14 protein-coding genes are annotated in these 17,755 nt (G+C 67.5%); 8 read left to right on the top strand and 6 right to left on the bottom strand.

Features of this window, described 5'->3' with window-relative positions:
• Positions 1-29 precede the first annotated feature (29 nt).
• Positions 30-1,622, bottom strand: a complete 1,593-nt coding sequence (locus AC13D8_RS10110) for a 2-isopropylmalate synthase (RefSeq protein WP_482968720.1) — start codon at positions 1,620-1,622, stop codon at positions 30-32.
• Between the two features lie 279 nt (positions 1,623-1,901).
• On the opposite strand from AC13D8_RS10110, the gene AC13D8_RS10105 reads away from it, so the two are divergent.
• Together AC13D8_RS10105 and AC13D8_RS10100 are read left to right on the top strand one after the other, a co-directional pair.
• Positions 1,902-2,567 (top strand): SDR family NAD(P)-dependent oxidoreductase, encoded by a 666-nt coding sequence (locus AC13D8_RS10105; RefSeq protein WP_482968719.1) that lies wholly within the window; start codon positions 1,902-1,904, stop codon positions 2,565-2,567.
• Positions 2,561-4,090 carry a cryptochrome/photolyase family protein gene (locus AC13D8_RS10100; RefSeq protein WP_482968718.1) on the top strand — a complete coding sequence of 510 codons (1,530 nt, stop codon included), beginning with the start codon at positions 2,561-2,563 and terminating at the stop codon, positions 4,088-4,090. Before AC13D8_RS10105 ends, AC13D8_RS10100 begins: the two co-directional genes overlap by 7 nt.
• Here the strand turns inward: AC13D8_RS10100 and AC13D8_RS10095 are convergent, their stop codons facing one another.
• Positions 4,091-5,527, bottom strand: a complete 1,437-nt coding sequence (locus AC13D8_RS10095) for an MORN repeat-containing protein (RefSeq protein WP_482968717.1) — start codon at positions 5,525-5,527, stop codon at positions 4,091-4,093.
• Positions 5,528-5,680: 153 nt separating this feature from the next.
• Between AC13D8_RS10095 and AC13D8_RS10090 the strand changes: the two genes are divergently transcribed.
• Positions 5,681-7,360, top strand: coding sequence for an NAD+ synthase (locus AC13D8_RS10090; RefSeq protein WP_482968716.1), 1,680 nt, complete (start codon positions 5,681-5,683; stop codon positions 7,358-7,360).
• A gap of 6 nt (positions 7,361-7,366) precedes the next feature.
• Here the strand turns inward: AC13D8_RS10090 and AC13D8_RS10085 are convergent, their stop codons facing one another.
• Positions 7,367-9,541 (bottom strand): ATP-binding protein, encoded by a 2,175-nt coding sequence (locus AC13D8_RS10085; protein WP_482968715.1) that lies wholly within the window; start codon positions 9,539-9,541, stop codon positions 7,367-7,369.
• A complete protein-coding gene (locus AC13D8_RS10080) occupies positions 9,538-9,933 on the bottom strand; it encodes a hypothetical protein (RefSeq protein ID WP_482968714.1) in 396 nt (131 codons plus the stop codon). Before AC13D8_RS10080 ends, AC13D8_RS10085 begins: the two co-directional genes overlap by 4 nt.
• A gap of 181 nt (positions 9,934-10,114) precedes the next feature.
• On the opposite strand from AC13D8_RS10080, the gene AC13D8_RS10075 reads away from it, so the two are divergent.
• Positions 10,115-10,921, top strand: coding sequence for a CE1 family esterase (locus AC13D8_RS10075; protein ID WP_482968713.1), 807 nt, complete (start codon positions 10,115-10,117; stop codon positions 10,919-10,921).
• 22 nt (positions 10,922-10,943) lie between these two features.
• Here the strand turns inward: AC13D8_RS10075 and AC13D8_RS10070 are convergent, their stop codons facing one another.
• Complete coding sequence (locus tag AC13D8_RS10070; RefSeq protein WP_482968712.1) at positions 10,944-11,339, bottom strand: metallopeptidase family protein; 396 nt, start codon at positions 11,337-11,339, stop codon at positions 10,944-10,946.
• A 67-nt stretch (positions 11,340-11,406) separates the two neighbouring features.
• The gene (locus AC13D8_RS10065) at positions 11,407-12,333 is read right to left on the bottom strand and encodes an MBL fold metallo-hydrolase (protein ID WP_482968711.1); all 927 of its coding nucleotides are present in this window, start codon (positions 12,331-12,333) and stop codon (positions 11,407-11,409) included.
• Between the two features lie 144 nt (positions 12,334-12,477).
• On the opposite strand from AC13D8_RS10065, the gene AC13D8_RS10060 reads away from it, so the two are divergent.
• The 4 genes from AC13D8_RS10060 to AC13D8_RS10045 all read left to right on the top strand — a co-directional run bounded on the left by AC13D8_RS10060 (position 12,478) and on the right by AC13D8_RS10045 (position 17,752).
• Complete coding sequence (locus tag AC13D8_RS10060; protein WP_482968710.1) at positions 12,478-13,809, top strand: MFS transporter; 1,332 nt, start codon at positions 12,478-12,480, stop codon at positions 13,807-13,809.
• Positions 13,810-13,876: 67 nt separating this feature from the next.
• Positions 13,877-15,202 carry a glutamate--tRNA ligase gene (gltX, locus tag AC13D8_RS10055; protein WP_482968709.1) on the top strand — a complete coding sequence of 442 codons (1,326 nt, stop codon included), beginning with the start codon at positions 13,877-13,879 and terminating at the stop codon, positions 15,200-15,202.
• 82 nt (positions 15,203-15,284) lie between these two features.
• On the top strand, positions 15,285-15,953 hold the full coding sequence (gene purQ / locus AC13D8_RS10050) for a phosphoribosylformylglycinamidine synthase subunit PurQ (RefSeq protein WP_482968708.1): 669 nt from the start codon (positions 15,285-15,287) through the stop codon (positions 15,951-15,953).
• 38 nt (positions 15,954-15,991) lie between these two features.
• Complete coding sequence (locus tag AC13D8_RS10045) at positions 15,992-17,752, top strand: sensor histidine kinase (RefSeq protein ID WP_482968707.1); 1,761 nt, start codon at positions 15,992-15,994, stop codon at positions 17,750-17,752.
• The last annotated feature ends 3 nt before the right edge of the window (positions 17,753-17,755 follow it).

Raw genomic sequence — 17,755 nt, 5'->3', positions numbered from 1 at the left:
GGGCGCGCGGGATGGGCCGCAGCGCGGCCTTATGAGACGTCCTTGTAGCTCACTTCGCGCTTGTCCGCGCCGGTCTTCTCGCGCCGCACGAGAAGCCGGTTGAGCGCGTGGACATAGGCCTTGGCCGAGGCCACGACCGTGTCGGTATCCGCCGATTGCCCGGTGACGATGCGGCCGTCTTCCTCCATCCGCACGCTGACGGTGGCCTGCGCGTCGGTGCCTTCGGTCACGGCGGCAACCTGGTAGAGTTGCAGCCGTGCATCGTGCGGAAACAGCGCCCTGACCGCGTTGAACGTGGCGTCCACCGGCCCGTCGCCGGTGGCCTCGGTGGATTTTTCCTCGCCGTCGATCAGCATGGTGAGGGTTGCCTGTTGCGGGCCTTCGGTGCCGCACACCACCTGAAGCCGCTTGATCTGCAGGCGGTCGGTCTCGTCGTCGAGCCCGGCATTGACCAGCGCGATCAGGTCCTCGTCATAGACCTCCTTCTTGCGGTCGGCGAGTTCCTTGAACCGCACGAAGATGTCGCCCAGTTGGTTGTCGGCCAGGTCATAGCCCAGGTCATGCAGCTTGGCGCGCAGCGCGGCGCGGCCCGAATGCTTGCCCATCACGATATTGGTGGCGGCAAGGCCCACATCCTCGGGGCGCATGATCTCGAACGTCTCGGCGTTCTTGAGCATGCCGTCCTGGTGGATGCCCGATTCGTGGGCAAAGGCGTTCTTGCCGACGATGGCCTTGTTGGGCTGCACGGAAAAGCCCGAGACGGCGGCGACGCGACGCGAGATGTGCATGATCTTGCGGGTGTCGATGCCGGTGTCATAGGGCATGATGTCGCCGCGCACGCGCAGCGCCATCACCACCTCTTCCAGCGCGGTGTTGCCCGCGCGCTCGCCCAGCCCGTTGATCGTGCACTCGATCTGCCGCGCGCCGCCTGCGACCGCGGCGAGCGCGTTGGCCGTGGCCATGCCAAGGTCGTTGTGGCAATGGGTGGCAAACACCACCTCGTCGGCGCCCGGCACCGTCTCGATCAGGCGGCGGATGAGGTCCGCGCTCTCGACCGGCGCGGTATAGCCCACGGTGTCGGGGATGTTGATGGTGGTTGCGCCCGCCTTGATCGCGATTTCCACCACGCGGCACAGGTAATCCCATTCGGTGCGCGTGGCATCCATCGGCGACCATTGCACGTTGTCGCACAGGTTGCGGGCATGGGTCACCGTCTCGTGGATGCGTTCGGCCATCTGGTCCATGTCCAGATTGGGGATCGCGCGGTGCAGCGGCGAGGTGCCGATGAAGGTATGGATGCGCGGAGAGTTGGCGTGTTTCACCGCGTCCCAGCAGCGGTCTATATCCTTGAGGTTGGCGCGGGCGAGGCCGCAGATCGTGGCGTTCCTGGCCTGCTTGGCGATCTCGCTCACGGCGCGGAAATCGCCCTCCGAGGCGATGGGAAAACCCGCCTCGATGATATCGACGCCCATCTCGTCGAGCAGCCCGGCGATCTCGAGCTTTTCCTCGTGGGTCATGGTCGCGCCGGGGCTTTGCTCGCCGTCGCGCAGCGTGGTGTCGAAAATGACCACCCTGTCTTTTTTCGCCTCCGGCGAAACGCGGTCCTTGGCTGTATCAGTCATGTCGGGTCTCTTTGTTCAATGATGTCCGTTGGCCTTGGGGCGCGGGGGTGCACATCCTCTGAGCGCTCGCGCCGCGGGGCACGCTCAGAGGCGGCTAAGCAGGAGAAGGCCGGGGAGCGCGCGCAGGCCATCGGCACGCGCCGGGGCGCGATGCGACATCCGGATATGGGCCTGCATCATCATGGCGGTCACTATAAGAGCGGGGCGCGCGGTTGAAAAGCGTGAATTTGGCGGCGCGCGACGCTTGAATCGGGGGTGCGCCCGGCTAGCTCTGGCGAGATGGACACCGCATTGATCATTGGCGCCTCGGGCGGGATCGGCGCTGCCGTAGCGCAGGCGCTTGGCGCGCGGGGTGTCGCGGTCACGGGGCTGTCGCGGTCGGGTGACGGGCTCGACGTGACCGACGAGGGCAGCGTGCGAGCGGCGTTGGCGCGGCTTTCCGGTCCCTACGACCTGATCCTGGTGGCGACCGGCGCGTTGGAAATCGGCGGCGCGCGGCCCGAGAAGGCTTTGAAGCAAGTAACGGCACAGGCGATGGTGGACCAGTTCGTGCTCAATTGCGTGGGGCCGTCGCTAGTGCTCAAGCATGCCGTGGACCTGCTGCCGCGCGACCGGCGCTCGGTCTTTGCCGCGCTGTCGGCGCGGGTGGGCTCGATCGGGGATAACGGCTTTGGCGGCTGGTACAGCTACCGCACCGCCAAGGCGGCGCTCAACCAGATGATCCACACCGGCGCGATCGAGCTCGCGCGTAGCCACCGCGAGGCCGTCTGCGTGGCGCTGCATCCCGGCACCGTGGCCACCCCGTTCACCGAGAAGTATCTCGGGCGTCACCCGTCGGTGCCGCCGGAGGAGGCGGCGCAGAACCTGCTCGCGGTGATCGGCGATCTCGGGCCCGGGGACAGCGGCCAATTCTTCGACTGGCAGGGCAAGCCGGTGCCGTGGTGAGCCGTCTCGTCCTGGTGCTAGGGGACCAGCTGAGCCACGATCTCTCGGCGTTGCGCGCGGGCGACCGGGCGCGCGATCTGGTGGTGATGGCCGAGGTGATGGACGAGGGCAGCTATGTCCCCCATCACCCCAAGAAGATCGCGCTGGTGCTCTCGGCCATGCGCCATTTCGCGGACGAGTTGCGCGCCGACGGCTGGCAGGTGGCCTATACGCGGCTCGACGACGCGGGGGCGTCGCGGAGCATCGTGGGAGAGCTGATGCGGCGAGGCGAGGCGCACGGGACAAGCGAGGTGATCGCCACGCAGCCCGGCGAATGGCGGCTGATCGAGGCGCTGGAAGCGGCGCCGCTGACGGTGACACAGCTACCCGATGACCGGTTTATCTGCTCGCTGGAGGAATTCGACGCCTGGGCAGAGGGACGCCGCGAGTTGCGCATGGAGTATTTCTACCGCGAGATGCGGCGCAAGACCGGGTTCCTGATGGAAGATGGCAAACCGGCGGGCGGCAAATGGAATTTCGACCACGACAACCGCAAGCCTGCGCGGGCCGACATGCTGCGCGCGCGCCCGATGCGGTTTGCACCGGACGCGATCACCAAGGAGGTGCTCGATCTGGTCGCGGACCGCTTTGGCGGTAACTTCGGCGACCTGCGACCGTTCTGGTTCGGGGTCACAGCGGCGCATGCCAAGCGTGCGCTCGACCATTTCGCGAGAGAATTTCTGGCGGGTTTCGGCGATTATCAGGACGCCATGATCGCGGGCGACCGGTTCCTGCATCATTCGGTACTGTCGCCATACCTGAATATCGGATTGCTCACACCTTGGGAAATCTGCACCCGTGTGGTCGAGGAGTGGATGGCCGGGCGTGTGCCGATCAATGCCGCAGAGGGCTATGTGCGGCAGGTCATTGGCTGGCGTGAATACATGCGCGGCCTTTATTTCCGCGAGGGGCCCGGCTATGTGCGGCGCAATGCGCTGGGGCACGGGCGCGCGCTGCCCGCTATGTACTGGGGTGCGCCGACGAAGATGAACTGTGTCTCGCAAGCCATTGAACAAACGCAGAAAGAGTCTTACGCCCACCATATCCAGCGGTTGATGGTCACGGGCAATTTTGCGCTCTTGGCCGGAATCGATCCGGCCGAGGTGCACGAATGGTACCTGTCGGTCTATGCCGATGCGTTCGAATGGGTCGAGGCCCCCAACGTGATCGGCATGAGCCAGTTCGCCGACGGCGGCATCGTCGCGTCGAAACCTTATGTGTCTTCAGGTAATTACATTGCGAAGATGTCAGATTACTGCGCGTCCTGCGCCTATTCGGTAAAGTCGAAGACCGGCGATCTGGCCTGCCCGTTCAACCTGCTCTACTGGGATTTTCTCGTGCGCCATCGCGATCGGTTCGGGCGCAACCCGCGGATGGGGCCGATTTACCGGACATGGGACCGGATGGACACGGAACGCCATCACGCCGTGCGTGACGGCGCGGCGGCAGTTCTGGCGCGGCTCGATGCGGGTGACGAGGTCTGACTATTCCGTGCGGGTGAGATTGTCGGTGAGCACGCCGTCCTCCCAGGTGCCGCTCGCCTCTTTCCCGCCGGCGTAGCGCATCGTGCCCTCGCCCTGCCGCTTGCCGGAGAGGAACATGCCCTCGTAGACATCGCCATTGGCATAGGTCGCCACGCCGCGCCCCGATATCTCGCCCTCGCGCCACTCGCCCTCGTAGGCGAAGCGGTCGTTCTCGGGCGTGTCGGGGTTGTCGGGGATGGTGATCTTGCCTTGCCCGTGGCGCTGGCCATCGACGAATTCCCCCTCGTAGATGGTGCCGTCGGGATAGGTAGCCGTGCCTTGCCCGTGGCGCTGCCCGTCGTTCCACTGGCCCTCGTAGCGATAGCCGTCGGGATAGGTCATCACGCCGTGGCCGTGGTTGCGCGCGTTCACGAACTCGCCCTCGTAGACCAGCCCGCTGGGATAGGTGGCGCGGCCCGTGCCCTCGATCACGCCGCCGACCCATTCGCCCTCGTAGGTCGAGCCGTCAGGGTAGGTGATCTTGCCCTGCCCGTTGGCGAGATCGTCGCGAAACTGGCCCTCGTAGACCGAGCCGTCCGGATAGGTTACGCGACCGGTGCCGGATATCTTGCCGTTCTGCCACTCGCCCTCGTAGCGATAGCCGTCGGTGCCGGTGAATACCCCCTGACCGTGGCGCATGTCGTCCTTGAACTGGCCCTCGTAGACATCGCCGTTGGCGTAGGTCACGCGGCCTTCGCCTTCGCGCTGACCAGCGACCAGGTCGCCCTCGTAGACATCGCCGTTGGGCTGGATGAGCTTGCCGGTGCCGTCGATCTGGCCGTCCTTCCACATCCCCTCGTAGATCAGCCCGTCGGGCATGGTGAGCTTGCCCTCACCCTCGCGTGCGCCGCGTTTGACCTCGCCCTCGTAGATTGCGCCGTCGGGATAGGTGATGGTGGCGCTTCCCTCCTTGACGCCGCGGACCCAGTCACCCTCGTAGCGATAGCCGTTCGGGCTTTCCATGCGGCCGGTGCCATGATGCATGGCATTGAGAAATCCGCCCTCGTAGCGCACGCCATTGGCATAGACCGCGACACCCTGGCCGGTGATCTCACCCTCTACCCATTCGCCCTCGTATGTGCCACCATCGGCGAACACGATCTTGCCCAGGCCGTGCGGCTTGCCGCGCGCGAACTCGCCCTCGTAGACCGAGCCGTTGGGAAAGCGCGCGACGCCCTCGCCGCGGATCTCGCCCTCGGCCCATTCGCCGGAATATTCATAGCCGTTGGGCAGCGTGTAGGTGCCGGTGCCGTGTTGCAGGCCGTTCTTGAACGTTCCTTCGTATATGCCGCCGTCGTCGTATTGCTTGGTCCGCACCTCGTCGTCCTGCGCAAAGCCGGCATGGCCCGCGACGAGCGCGGCGGTCAGGATCGTCGTATGCGTCACTATGCGTGTCATGTCTGCCCCGATGCCTCTCGCCCGCCAGAAATGGCGGCAGGCGCTGCAAATCTAGATGAGCCCGCGGCATGTGACAACGGGATTCGGGCAATTCGGCTTTTCCTCGCGCCGCGATCTGCTAGATCATCAGGGCAAAGCGGCGAGGGGACGCGCATGGCCGAGAGGTTTCGCCTGACACTGGCACAGCTCAACCCGACGGTGGGCGACCTGGCGGGAAACGCCGCGCTTGCACGCGGGGCGTGGGACGAGGGGCGCGCGGCGGAGGCCGATCTGGTGGCGCTGCCCGAGATGTTCATCACCGGCTACAACATGCAGGACCTGGTGCTGAAACCGGCATTCCACCAGGCCGCGATCGCCGCGATCGAGGCGCTGGCGCGCGACTGTGCCGAGGGGCCGGCGTTGGCGATCGGCGGCCCCGCGCTCGACGGCGTCGGGCTCTACAACGCCTATTACGTGCTGCAGGGCGGGCGGATCTCCGCGCGCGTGCTCAAGCATCACCTGCCCAACGAGACCGTGTTCGACGAGAAGCGCCTGTTCGAGAGCGGGCAGGTCAACGGGCCCTATGCGGTGGGCGGGGTGCGCATCGGCTCGCCCATCTGCGAGGATAGCTGGTATCCGGACGTGGCCGAGACGCTCGCCGAGACGGGGGCCGAGATGCTGCTGGTGCCCAACGGCTCGCCGCATTACCGCGAGAAGATGGCGCTGCGGCAGAACCACATGGTGGCGCGGGTAGTCGAGACCGGGCTGCCGCTCGCCTATCTCAACATGGTCGGCGGACAGGACGACCAGGTATTCGACGGCGGCTCCTTCGTGCTCAACCCGGGCGGTGGGCTGGCGATGCAGTTGCCGATGTTCGAGGAGGCGGTGGCGCAGGTCGATTTCGAGCGCGGCGCCGAGGGCTGGCGCGCGCGCCCCGGCGCGCTGGCGCATCTGCCCGGCGATCTGGAGCAAGATTACCACGCGATGGTTCTCGCGTTGCGCGACTACCTGCGCAAGGCGGGGTTCGAGCGGGTGCTGCTGGGCCTGTCGGGCGGGGTGGACAGCGCGATTGTCGCCACGATTGCCGTCGATGCGCTCGGGGCGGGGAATGTGCGCTGCGTGATGCTGCCCTCGGAATACACGTCGGAGGCGTCGCTCGACGATGCGCGGGCCGTGGCCGAAAATCTCGGCTGCCGCTATGATACCGTGCCGATCTCGGCGGGGCGCGCGGCGATCACCGACACGCTCGCGCCGCTCTTCGAGGGCCGCGCGCCGGACATCACCGAGGAGAACATCCAGTCCCGGCTTCGCGGCCTCTTGCTGATGGCGCTTTCCAACAAGTTCGGCGAGATGCTGCTGACCACCGGCAACAAGTCCGAGGTGGCGGTGGGCTATGCCACGATCTACGGCGACATGGCGGGCGGCTACAATCCGATCAAGGATCTTTACAAGACGCGGGTCTTCGACATCTGCCGCTGGCGCAACACCAATCACCGGGTGTGGATGCGGGGGCAGGCGGGCGAGGTGATCCCGCCGCAGGTGATCGACAAGCCGCCGAGCGCCGAGTTGCGCGCCGATCAGAAGGACAGCGATTCTCTGCCCGATTACCCGGTGCTCGATTCGATCCTCGACATCCTCGTGGATCAGGACGGCTCGATCGCCGATTGCGTGGCGGCGGGCCATGATGCGGCGGATGCCCGGAAGGTGGAGCATTTGCTTTACATCAGCGAATACAAGCGTTTCCAGGCCGCGCCAGGGACAAGGCTGTCGTCGCGGGCCTTCTGGCTCGACCGGCGCTACCCGATCGTCAACCGCTGGCGCGACGCATCGGGCAGGGGGGGCGGCGCCGGCTGAGGCGGATCATTCGGCGGCGTGGCCGATCCCGGGGGCGGGGTGGTCTGACACGGCGGTGCGGGCCGCGCGTGCACCGCGCAGTTGCGAGACATGGGCGACGAGGTCCGCCTTGCGCAGCGGCTTGCCGAGAAAGGCGTCCATCCCCGCCAGCCGCGCGGCCTCGCGGTGCTGGTCCAGGATGTTGGCCGAGACCGCGACGACATGAGCCGGGGCCAGACCCTGCGCCGCCTCGTGGGTGCGGATGAGGCCGGTGGCCTGGTAGCCGTCCATGCCGGGCATCGAGACATCCATCAGCACGATGTCGGCCGGGTGTTCGGTGTAGAGCGCGACCGCCTCGGTCCCGCTCGCGGCGAGCCGCAGATCGGCACCGGAATTCGCGAAATACCGTTCGAGCAGCAGCCGGTTGGTGGCGTTGTCGTCGACGGCGAGCACGGTCAGGCCACTGGCCCAGGCCGCGGCCGGCGCGGTCCGCTCGGCCCCCGGTGCGGCCCCTATGCGCGGGGTGGTCCGGGGGGGTGCTTCCACCCCGAGCAGGCGCGCCACCGTGTCGAGAAACGACCGCTCGCGCAGCGGCTTGCGCAGGACCGCGCCACCGGCGGGGGGCTTCTGCGCTGCCCGGCCGAGCAGGAGGCAGGGTGTCCGGGCCGCGCAGGCGGGTGCCAACGCGCGGTCGTCCATGACCAAGAGATCGGGGGGCGGGTCGGCGGCCATGTCCTGCGGCCCCGCGCCCTCGGCCACCCGTGCCCCGTGGTGTGCGAGCAGCGCCATGATCCCGGCGCGCCGGTCGGGCAGCGGATCGAGCAGCCAGACCCGCGGCGCGGTGCCGTCCGGCAAGGCGAGGGCCCCGTTGCACGCGGCGTCGGCGGCATCGCCGGCGGGCACCAGAGGCAGGATAATCGCAAAGCACGACCCGGCCCCGGGCCGCGAGGAAAGCGTGATCCGGCCGCCCATGAGCTGTACGAGCTGCCAGCTCACCGCGAGGCCTAGCCCGGTGCCGCCGGGATGCGTGGTCCTGCCGTTACCTGCCTGCTCGAACGCCTCGAATATCCGACCCTGCTGGTCCTCGGGAATGCCCGCGCCGGTATCGTGGACCGAGATCACGATCTCGTCCTTGCCGCCCCGCGCCACGGTCAGGCCGACATGGCCCTCCTGCGTGAACTTGACGGCGTTTCCGGCAATGTTGATGAGCACCTGCCGCAGCCGCCCGGCATCGCCGATCATCACCTCCGGCAGGTCCGGGGCGACATGGGCGTAAAGCTCGATCCCGGTACGCGATGCCAGCGGCGCGAGCAGTTGCGCGACATCCTCGACGATCTCGCGCAGGCGGTAGGGCTCTTGCGCGAGGGTGAATTTGCCCGCTTCGATCTTGGAGAAGTCGAGAATGTCGTTGATGATCGCCAGCAGCGCGTCGCCCGAGCGCACCACGGTGGTGACATAGGTTTCCTGTTCGGGCGAGAGCGGGGTTTCCGACAGCAGGTCGGCCATGCCGAGGATGCCGTTCATTGGCGTGCGGATCTCGTGGCTCATCCTGGCGAGGAAATCTGATTTTGCCGCGTTGGCCGCGATCGCCTCGGCGCGGGCGCGTTCCAGCCGCGACAAGAGCCCGCGCAGCGGGCGCCCGACGATCACCCGGAACGACACCCAGTTGGCGAGCGCGGCGACGAGGATGCCGCCCGCGAGCAGCAGCAGCAGGAAATCCCGCTGATAGCGCTTGACGGTTGCGATCTCGCGCTCGTCGAAATGCGTCACCAGCTTGGTGATCGGCCAGGAATACACCTCGTAAGGCAGGGTCAGCGCGCCGCCCGCCCCCTTGCAGCCCAATCCCCGGGGCACCACGGCAAGCTGGCGTTGCGTCCCGGGATCGACCAGCTCGACGCAGCGGATCGCCGGGTCGCCGAGCAGCGTCTGCATCAGGTCGGTAACATAAGGCGCGCGCCAGTCGGTCGCCCCCTCTGACTGGTCGCTGAACCGTTCCAGCGCGCCGCCCAGCCGCGCGGTGGCGTTGCCGATGCGCATCGCCATCGCCTCCTCGCTGCGCAGGAGGTTCTTCTCGCTCAGCCACAGGAGCCCGGCCCCGGCAAAGGCGAGGAAGGTAGGCACCATCACGGCGGTGAGCTTGAGATACAGGCTCAGCGTCGGCGTGCGAGGATCGGCGGTGGCGGCCATGGGCGCGCCGCTCATTCCAGCCGCGCCGCGCGGCCCGCGTCCATCAGCGCGTGCAGCGGAGCGCGGTTGTCGATCTCCATCCGGATGACGCCAAAGCGCCCGTCGCTTTCGGCGATGTAGTAATCCACCGGCGCCTCGTCCCCGTTCTCGGAGACGAGCGTGGCGCACATGACATAGATGTCATCCATCCTGAGGATGATTTCGTGGTTCTCGGTCGGGTAGTATCGGGTGACCGCGCCGGTCGCCAGATTGACATGGGGAAGTGCGCCGCCGAGCATCGAGCGCCCCAGGCTGCGCTGCAACGTCGCCTGAAGCTGCGTGCGCAACTCGTTGAGCGATTGAGCCTCTGCCCCGGTTGCGCAAAGCAGACCGAGCACCAGAAGCGCGGAGAGTGGCGAACGTGTCATGCCGGGATCGTCCTTCATCCTGAATCGCCTGTGCATTGAACGCGCGCAGCGTTATCAAATCGTTTCCACGGGCGTTTCCTCGCGATCACCTTTGCGCGAGGTATTGCCGGGGGCCACGCGGATGTGACTTGTCGGCGCTATCTCATGCGTCGCAACATGGCTGGATCATGCGGGGTGCGATATGCGGTTTGTCTTTTTCTTTCAGGTCATTCTGGTGCTTCTTGCGGCGCAGGGCGCGGCTGCCTGCGGCGCCGACAGCGACTGCCGGATCGGTGATCGGCACTACCGGATCGCATGGCCCGAGGACGCGCGCGCGCCGGTGGGCGCAATCGTCTTTGCGCATGGTTATCGCGGCTCGGCGGCGGCGGTGATGCGCAATCGCGGCCTGCGCCGCATGGCGGCGGAGGAGGGGCTCGCGCTCATCGCGCTCAAATCGCTGGATCGCGACTGGGTGATTCCCCACGCACCTGGCCACGCAGGCACCGACGGGGCCCGCGAATTCGCCTATGTCGAGGCGGTGCTGGCAGATGTCGCGCGGCGGTATCCGTTGGACACGGGCCGGGTGATGGGCGCGGGCTTTTCGTCCGGGGCCATGCTGATCTGGAACCTCGCCTGTGCCATGCCGGAGCGATTCGCGGGGTTTGTCGCCGTGGCCGGCACCTTCTGGCAGCGCCCGCCCGCGCGTTGCGCCACCCCGGTGGAGAGCCTCGTGCATATCCACGGCCAGAGCGACCCCACGGTGCCGCTGACGGGCCGCGCCATCCGCGAGACGTGGCAGGGCGACGTGCGCGAGGCGCTGTCGATGTATCGCCGCCTCGGCGGGTTCCGCGCGGCACAGCCCGCGGGGATCGAGGGCCTCACCTGCGAGGGCTGGCGCAACGCGCGCGGCGAGATCCTTGATTTCTGCCAGCATCCGGGCGGGCACTCGCTGCGCACCGCCTATATCCGCGCGGGGTTGGACCGGCTGCGCGAGGCGGGGCAAATGTAGCGCGCCACACCCCGGCGCCCGGTCACTCCCACCAGCGGTCGATGGCGGCGATGTCGTCGTCGGACCAGCCGAAATGGTGGGCGAACTCGTGCACCACGACATGCGCCACCAGATCGGGCAGCGCCACGTTGCCGCGGTCGCGCCATTCCTCGAGGATCGGCTCGCGGAAAATCCACACGGTATCGGGGCCGAGCGGCTGGTCGAACTGGGATTTCTCGGTCAGCGGGATACCTTCGTAGAGCCCGGTGAGATCGCGCGCGTCCTCGATCTCCATCTCGTCGAGGAGATGCGCGGGCGGCCAATCCACGACCAAAAGCACCACCTCCGATGCCGGGGCGCGGAACGCCGGCGGCAGCGCGTCGATGGCCGATTGCGCGAGCCGCTCGAACGCGGCGAGGGTGGGGGGCGCCTGATCCATGCCCGTCCTATCGGGCAGGGCGCGGGGTTTGTAAATATCCCCTCCCGCGTCCGTGGCCCCCCGCGGCTCAGAGCATCAGTTGATAGCTCGTCGGCAGGTAGCGGTATCCTTCGCCCGCCTGCTCGACATAGCCGGTGCCGGGCCAGGGCATGTGATATCCCACGAACGGGATCTTGTCGGCGGCCAGCATACCCAGCAGGCGGCGGCGGGTTTCGGCCGCCCTGGCCTTGTCCATGTCGAATTTCACCTCCCAGTCGGGATAGCCGAGCGACCAGACATAGTGATTGGCGAAATCGGCGGCGAGCAGCAGTTGCCTGCCCCCGCTTTCGATCATGTAGACGGTGTGTCCCGGGGTGTGGCCATGCGCGGCCATCGCGGTGATGCCGGAGGCGACGCTTGCGCCGTCGCCGATCATCTTGGTCTGCTCGGCCAGCGGGCGCATCTTGGCCTCGAATGTCTGGTTGTCCATCGCCGCCCACGCGTCGAATTCGACACCCGACGTGACGTAGCGCGCATTGGCGAAGGTTGCGCCGCTCTCGCCCATCAGCCCGCCGATGTGGTCGCCATGCATATGGGTGATGACCACCACGTCCACCTGGTCGGGCGTGTAGCCCGCCGCCTGCAGCGCGCCCGTGATGCCCTCGGGGTTGAGCCCGGTGTCAAAGAGCACCAGCTCGCTGCCGGTGTTCACCACCGTGGGGGTAAAGAAGAACTGCGCCTGATCGGTCGGAATGTTGGCGGCCTCGGAGGCGGCGTTGAACGCGTCTTCGCTGACATTGAGGCCGAAGATCGAATGCGGGTCGGGGCGCGGCATGGTCGCGGCCAGAAGCGTCGTGACCTCGAACTCGCCGAGCGTCACGCGGTTGAACCGCGTCGTACCGGCGCCCATCATCGGCGCCGCGGCGCGCGCGACCGGGGCGGTGACGGCCGCCATCGGCAGCGCGGCGGCCGAGGCGAGGACACAGCGGCGGGTGAGGGTGGGTGCGCGTGACATGGAATCCTCCTGTCGGTTTGGTTTGGATCGACTGTAACGCGTTAGCACGTAGGGCGTGTGGCTCTCACGCAAAATTGAGAGGCCCGCGGCGTGCTACGAAATGTGCCGTTTTCCGCGCGGTTAAACGCGTGTAGCGTCGCCGCCATGATGAGCCTTTTCGCCAACCGGAACTATGCCCGCCTGTTCGGCGCGCAGGTCGTCGCACTTCTGGGGACCGGGCTTCTGACCGTGGGGCTGGGTCTTCTGGCCTATGATCTCGCGGGGGCACGCGCGGGCGTGGTGCTGGGCACCGCCTACACGATCAAGATGGTGGCCTATGTGGGCCTCTCGCCGCTGGCGCAGGCCTGGGCGCTGCGCCTGCCGCGCAAGGCGGTGCTGATCGGGGCCGACGCGCTGCGCGGGGGCGTGGCGCTGTGCCTGCCCTTCGTCACCGAGCTGTGGCAGGTCTACGTGCTGATCTTCGTGCTGCAGGCGGCCTCGGCCACGTTTACCCCGGCCTACCAGGCGGTGCTGCCCGACATTCTGCCCGAGGAGCGCGAGTATACCCGCGCGCTGTCGCTGTCGCGCATGGCCTATGACCTCGAGAACCTGCTGAGCCCGGCGCTGGCGGGGTTGTTGCTGGCGGTGCTGAGCTATCACTGGCTGTTTGTCGGCACCTTCGCGGGCTTCGTCGTCTCCACCGTTCTCGTGGCGTTATCGGCGATCCCGGCGCTGGGCCGCGCCGCCGCTGCGCGCCCGTTCCGCGAGCGGCTGTCGCGGGGCCTGCGCATCTACCTCGCGACGCCGCGGCTTCGGGGCCTCTTGTCGCTCAATCTCGCGGCGGCGGCGGTCGGGGCCTTCGTGCTGGTCAACACGGTGGTGCTGGTGCGCGCCGGGCTGGGCGGCGGCGAGAGTGGCCTGGCGATTGCGATGGCGGCGTTCGGCGCGGGGTCGATGGCGGCGGCGCTGTTGCTGCCGCGGCTGCTCGATCACCTGTCCGACCGGCGGGTGATGATGGCGGGCGCGCGGGGCCTCGCGGCGGTGGCGCTGGTCGCGGGGTCGGTGTTGTGGCTGGACGGGCTGCCGGGCTGGGCAGTGTTTCTCGCGGTCTGGGCGGTGTTCGGCTTTCTCTATTCGGCCATCCTCACGCCTTCGGGGCGGCTGTTGCGGCGCTCGGCCCATGCAGACGACCGACCGGCGGTGTTCGCCGCGCAATTCGCGCTCAGCCATGCCTGCTGGCTGGGGACCTATCCGCTGGCCGGCTGGGCGGGAGAGGCCCTGGGCATGGGCCCGGCGCTGATGCTGCTGGCGGGGGTCGCGGGGCTGGGGCTGGTCGCGGCGGCGCGGCTGTGGCCCGCGAACCTGCCCGACGCACCCGAGCACACGCATCCCGATCTGCCCGACGATCACCCGCACCTGCGCGCCCACGGCGGGCGCAGGCACGCGCATCCCTTCGTGATCGACGACGATCACCACGCCTGGCCCACGCACGGCTGAGCACCCGCTGAAATCTGGACAATCGCGCGCCCCTGTGACAAAGCCGCGGCACAGTCAGGAGACGCCGATGACCACCACCCGTTTTGCCCCGTCGCCCACCGGATACATCCATGTGGGCAACCTGCGCACCGCGTTGATGAATTACCTCATCGCCGCCAAGGCGGGGGGCACATTCATCCTGCGCATCGACGATACCGACCCGGAGCGTTCGCGCGAGGAATATGTGGACGCGATCAAGTATGATCTCGAATGGCTGGGCCTGCACTGGGACCGGGTGGAGCGGCAATCCGAGCGGCTCGACCGCTATGCCGGAGCCGCCGACCGGCTGCGCGACATGGGCCGGTTCTACGAGGCGTTCGAGACGCCGACCGAGCTGGACCTCAAGCGCAAAAAACAGCTCAACATGGGCCGCCCGCCGGTCTATGACCGCGCTGCGCTGAGCCTCACGGACGCGGAAAAGGCCGCGCTGCGCGCCGAGCGCGGCGACGGTGTCTGGCGGTTCAAGCTCGATCACGAGCGGATCGTCTGGCAGGACGGTATCCTTGGCGAGGTGTCCATCGACGCGGCCTCGGTCTCGGACCCGGTGCTCATTCGCGGCGACGGGCAGGTGCTTTATACGCTGGCCTCGGTGGTGGATGACGTGGAGATGGGCGTGACCCATGTTGTGCGCGGCTCGGACCACGTGACCAACACCGCGACGCAGATCCAGATCATCAAGGCGCTGGGCGGCACGCCGCCGCAATTCGCGCATCACTCGCTGCTGACCGGGCCGCAGGGCGAGGCGCTGTCGAAACGTCTCGGTACGCTTTCCCTGCGCGACCTGCGCGCGCGGGGGGTGGAGCCGATGGCGCTGCTGAGCCTGATGGCGCGGCTCGGCTCGGCCGACCCGGTGGAGCTGCGCAGCGACATGGCAGAGCTGATCGAGGGCTTCGACATCGAGCGGTTCGGCGCGGCACCGACCAAGTTCGACGAGCACGACCTGTTTCCGCTTACCGCCCGGATCGTCGCGGCGAAGCCCTACGACGAGGTGGCGGGGACCATCGCGGCGCTGGGCGTGCCCGAGGCCCTCGGCCCGCAATTCTGGGAGGTCACGCGCGAGAACATCTCCACGCTGGGTGACCTGGAGGCTTGGTGGATCATGTTCCGCGACGGGGCAGAGCCGGCGATCGACGAAGACGACCGGGAGTTCATCGCCGAGGCGATGGCGCTGCTGCCCGAGGGGCCGCATGACAACGAAACCTGGGGCAAGTGGACCACGGCGGTCAAGGAGGCGACGGGACGCAAGGGCAAGGGCCTCTTCATGCCGCTGAGAAAGGCGCTGACCGGGCAGGCGCACGGGCCCGACATGGCCCGCGTCCTGCCGCTCCTGCAAGTGATCCGCGCGAAGCGTTGACCGGCACCGTCACCCGCGCGATGGACAAGCCCGCCGCCGCGCGCTAGAGCGGCGGCACAGCATCCATGAGAGGGCTCTTGTCATGCACGCCGCCGTCATCGTCTTTCCCGGCTCCAACTGTGACCGCGATCTTGCCGTGGCTTTCGAGCGCGCGGGGGCGCGGGTGTCGATGGTCTGGCACAAGGATACGGCGCTGCCCGCAGGCGTCGATATCGTTGGCGTGCCGGGGGGCTTTTCCTACGGGGATTACCTGCGCTGCGGCGCGATCGCGGCCAATTCGCCGATCTGCCGCGCGGTGGTGGCCCATGCCGACCGGGGCGGGCATGTTCTCGGCATCTGCAACGGCTTTCAGATCCTGACCGAAACGGGCCTGCTGCCCGGCGCGCTGCTGCGCAATGCGGGGCTGAAATACATCTGCAAGCCGGTGGGCCTGACGGTCGTCACAAACCAGAGCGTATTCACGCAAGGGTACGACGCGGGCAGCACCATCACCGTGCCCGTGGCCCATCACGACGGCAATTACTTCGCCGACGAGGCCACGCTCGACCGGCTCGAAGCCGAGGACCGCGTTGCCTTTCGCTACGCCGACAATCCCAACGGATCGGCCCGCGACATCGCCGGTATCCTGTCGGAAAACCGCCGCGTGCTGGGCATGATGCCCCACCCCGAGCGGATGGCCGAGCCCGCCCACGGCGGCAGCGACGGCGCGGCCATGTTCGCGGGGCTGATGGGGGCGCTTGCGCCCGCGTGACGCTTGAGGGCTAGGCGCGCGCGTTCTAGACTTGGGCAATGACAACGTCCGATCGCCCCGATCCGACCCCGCGCCCGCGCACCATCCCCTGGCGTGCGCGGCTGGTGCTTGCGGGGCTGTTCCTGGTGGCGGTGGTGGTGGTGCTGACCACGCACCGGTTGCTCACCGACCGTTTCACCGAGAACACGCGCAACCGCGCCGAGCTGCGGCTGCTGCTCTACAGCGGCAACCTGCTGAGCGAGTTGCGCCAGAACGCCATCGTGCCGCAGCTTCTGGCCCGCGATCCCGCGCTGATCTCCGCGCTGGGTAGCCAGGACTACGCGCGATCCACGCAGCGCCTCATCTCGTTTCTTGACGAGATTGGCGCCGCCTCACTGGCGCTTCTGGACAAGGACGGGCGCGTGGTGGCCGCGACCGAGCGCACCCGCCTCGGGACGAACCTGCGCCAGGCGCCTTATTTCGTTGACGCCATGCGCGCGCGCGACACCGTTTTCAAGGTGCTGCGGCAGGAGGCGGGACAGTTCAGCTTCTTCTATTCGAGGCGTATCGAGGGGTCGTCCGGCGTGCTTGGCGTGATCCTCGTCGAGGTCGATTTGCAAAAGTTCGAGAGCGCCTGGGCAGGCATTTCCGACGCGGTTATGGTCACTGACAGCGAGGGCGTGATCGTGCTCGCGACCGAACCGCGCTGGCGCGGGCTCACCGAGGCGGAGGCGCTTGCGCACGAACCGGCTGACAGCGCGATCGAACGCGCCATCGAGGCCACCGCCGACTGGACGGCACTGCCCGCCGACGCTTATCTGAGCGGGCAGGCGGTGATGCGCGTCGAGGGGCGGGTGGCTTTCCGCGGCTGGCGCATCGCGAGTTTCACAACCTATGCCACGGTGCGCGACAAGGTGAACGGCTACATCGCGCTCGAAATCATGGGATTCGCGATTCTCATGGCGCTGGCCTTCTACTATCTCAATCGTCGCGCCACCTCGCGGATGATGCTGTTCCAGCGCGAGTCGGCAGAGCTTCGCGCATTGAACGCCCGGCTTCAGCGGGAAATCGCCGAGCGCAGGCGCGTGCAGGAGACCCTCGCACAGGCCGAACAGACGCTCCAGCAAAGCTCCAAGCTCGCGGTGCTGGGAGAGATGTCGGCGGCTGTCAGCCACGAACTCAACCAGCCGCTCGCAGCGATGAAAACCTACCTCGCGGGTGCGCGACTGCTCTCGCGCCGCAACCGCCCGGACGAGGCGCTCGTGTCGTTCCAGCGCATCGACGACCTGATCGAGCGGATGGGGGCGATCACACGTCAGCTCAAATCTTACGCGCGCCATTCCGGCGACAGCTTTGCCCCTGTCAATCTTGGCGATGCGCTGGCCTCGGCGCTGGCGATGATGGAGCCGCAACTGCGCAAGAGGAAGGTGCAGATCACCCGAACGTTGCCGTCGGAGCCGGTGATGGTGATGGGCGACCAGGTGCGCATCGAGCAAGTGATCGTCAACCTGCTGCGCAATGCGCTCGACGCCACCGAGAACACCGAGGACGCGACCATCGACATCCTGCTCGTGGCGGGCGACACTGCGGTGCTGACCGTGCGCGACAATGGCGGCGGCATCGACGATCTCGAAAAGCTGTTCGAGCCATTCTACACCACCAAGCTGCCCGGCGACGGGGTCGGGCTGGGCCTTGCCATTTCCTCTGGGATCGTCAACGACCTCGGGGGCCGCCTGACGGCACGCAATGCCGAGGACGGGGGGGCTGTATTCGAGGTTCAGCTTCCCATATTGCCCGAAGAGACCAGAGCCGCGGAGTGAAAG

The organism is Roseovarius sp. B-10, from assembly GCF_056859295.1.
Note: the sequence above shows the minus strand (reverse complement) of the source record. Positions and strands in the feature narration are given on the sequence as shown.

What these genes read in the sequence shown, in the direction of transcription:
- AC13D8_RS10045 (WP_482968707.1), top strand. Translation starts at nt 15,992, where the DNA reads ATGACAACGTCCGATCGCCCCGATCCGACCCCGCGCCCGCGCACCATC.
- AC13D8_RS10075 (WP_482968713.1), top strand. Translation starts at nt 10,115, where the DNA reads ATGCGGTTTGTCTTTTTCTTTCAGGTCATTCTGGTGCTTCTTGCGGCG.
- AC13D8_RS10080 (WP_482968714.1), bottom strand. Translation starts at nt 9,933, where the DNA reads ATGACACGTTCGCCACTCTCCGCGCTTCTGGTGCTCGGTCTGCTTTGC.
- AC13D8_RS10060 (WP_482968710.1), top strand. Translation starts at nt 12,478, where the DNA reads ATGATGAGCCTTTTCGCCAACCGGAACTATGCCCGCCTGTTCGGCGCG.
- AC13D8_RS10105 (WP_482968719.1), top strand. Translation starts at nt 1,902, where the DNA reads ATGGACACCGCATTGATCATTGGCGCCTCGGGCGGGATCGGCGCTGCC.
- AC13D8_RS10090 (WP_482968716.1), top strand. Translation starts at nt 5,681, where the DNA reads ATGGCCGAGAGGTTTCGCCTGACACTGGCACAGCTCAACCCGACGGTG.
- purQ (WP_482968708.1), top strand. Translation starts at nt 15,285, where the DNA reads ATGCACGCCGCCGTCATCGTCTTTCCCGGCTCCAACTGTGACCGCGAT.
- AC13D8_RS10065 (WP_482968711.1), bottom strand. Translation starts at nt 12,333, where the DNA reads ATGTCACGCGCACCCACCCTCACCCGCCGCTGTGTCCTCGCCTCGGCC.
- AC13D8_RS10095 (WP_482968717.1), bottom strand. Translation starts at nt 5,527, where the DNA reads ATGACACGCATAGTGACGCATACGACGATCCTGACCGCCGCGCTCGTC.
- AC13D8_RS10070 (WP_482968712.1), bottom strand. Translation starts at nt 11,339, where the DNA reads ATGGATCAGGCGCCCCCCACCCTCGCCGCGTTCGAGCGGCTCGCGCAA.
- AC13D8_RS10085 (WP_482968715.1), bottom strand. Translation starts at nt 9,541, where the DNA reads ATGAGCGGCGCGCCCATGGCCGCCACCGCCGATCCTCGCACGCCGACG.
- AC13D8_RS10110 (WP_482968720.1), bottom strand. Translation starts at nt 1,622, where the DNA reads ATGACTGATACAGCCAAGGACCGCGTTTCGCCGGAGGCGAAAAAAGAC.
- gltX (WP_482968709.1), top strand. Translation starts at nt 13,877, where the DNA reads ATGACCACCACCCGTTTTGCCCCGTCGCCCACCGGATACATCCATGTG.